The 1,462-nt window shown below is 34.0% G+C and carries 2 protein-coding genes; one reads left to right on the forward strand and one right to left on the reverse strand.

Translation table 11 applies throughout. The features are described from left to right. The first annotated feature begins 219 nt into the window (after positions 1-219). Positions 220-543, forward strand: a complete 324-nt coding sequence (locus H1P_RS33305; RefSeq protein WP_144875759.1) for a response regulator — start codon at positions 220-222, stop codon at positions 541-543. Between the two features lie 15 nt (positions 544-558). On the opposite strand, the gene H1P_RS37000 is transcribed toward H1P_RS33305, so the two are convergent. Beyond that, complete coding sequence (locus H1P_RS37000; RefSeq protein WP_281291287.1) at positions 559-1,338, reverse strand: MAE_28990/MAE_18760 family HEPN-like nuclease; 780 nt, start codon at positions 1,336-1,338, stop codon at positions 559-561. Between the last annotated feature and the right edge of the window lie 124 nt (positions 1,339-1,462).

Here is a 1,462-nt window from a genome sequence, read left to right on the forward strand (position 1 = left end):
CCTATATCAATCGGATTTAGGATTACTTACTTTCTGACAGAGCCGCATTTATCACAGGAAGTGTCCACTTTGTAGATGGAGGCTATACTGCTCATTGAATAAATTAATAGGCGTAGCAAGTGCAAGTATTCGAGAAATAAGAGTTAGAGTAAATAGTTTCATGCATTTGGATGATGAATACTTTCATTAACTCATGTTGTTTAGCTTAACCGAACAGTATTGGAAGAAGCATTAGATTTTTTATATCGTGAGGGAGAATATGAAGATGAATCTCTCTCACCTCGCCCTTCTTTAATCGTTTTGGATTTAAACTTACCAGGTACCGATGGTAGAGAAGTATTAGCAGAATTAAAAGGCGATCGAGACTTACAAACAATTCCTGTTGTTATTTTTTCTACCTCTTCTAACCCCAAAGATGTAAATGCTTGTTATCGTCAAGGCATTAGTGGTTATATTGTTAAACCAATGGACATCAATCGTTTAAATCAATTAGTACGTACCTTTCTTGATTATTGGTTTAAAGCGGTTGAGTTGCCCAATTAAGCCATCAATAATCATTTAAAGAAGCATATATAAATCTAAACCTAGCTTGGCATCGACATCGAATTTCAGTCCAATCTCCATTTCATCAGTCACCTTTGCTTCATTGACTGATTCGTCTTCAATTTTAATACTTTGAATCATAGCAGATTGACAGTAAGCAATATTTTCATTAACCAAAAATAAGTTGGAGTTAATTGACAATGATATATCTGTTATTTTAGCTACTCCTGCTTGCGGTTTTTGAAACCATTCTGTAATTTTCCCGATTTTTTTGGCTTCACCAATTATCTCTTTTTGTTTAATTACCTTATATGTAATCAAATCAGCTAATGCTTGACAAATGCTTTCTACAAAATCACATAGTTCTAATAGTGCATTAAATCCTAAAAAGTCATCTATTAATGCTCCATGTGCTGCATCATTTCGATACCCAATAAGTTCATTAAGCTCTCCTTCAGGTGTATTTTGACCTCCTTTAATTTCCTCAATAAAGTTTTTCATTGATTTATGTCGAGCGATCCATGTCCACGAATTACTGATACCAGCATCGGCTAATAATTTTTCTAAAATTTCTCGACGTAAACTTTGTTCGTGAAATAGAAAAGCATCTGGTAAAAGTTCATATTTATTGGTATTATTAACTCCAAAATATAACCCATTAATAACTTCTTCTATAGTAAGATGCTCGTATCTATTTTTATTTAAGTCGAGTAGTAATCTACCTACACCAAACTGATGAGTAATGCGGATTCTCTCTTCTAAATCATTATAACTTGAAAATAGTTCGGGTAACAGGGTAAACGCAAGAAAATTTAGACCTCAGAAGGGTTAAACTGTAAAGGAATTGAGGCTTTAAGAACTTTCAGCAAATAGTTTGAATCCATGCTGGCTCGCCTCGCTTTCTGACGAGTACTACGCT

Origin of the sequence: Hyella patelloides LEGE 07179 (assembly GCF_900659865.1) — a bacterium.
GTDB classification, from domain to species: domain Bacteria; phylum Cyanobacteriota; class Cyanobacteriia; order Cyanobacteriales; family Xenococcaceae; genus Hyella; species Hyella patelloides.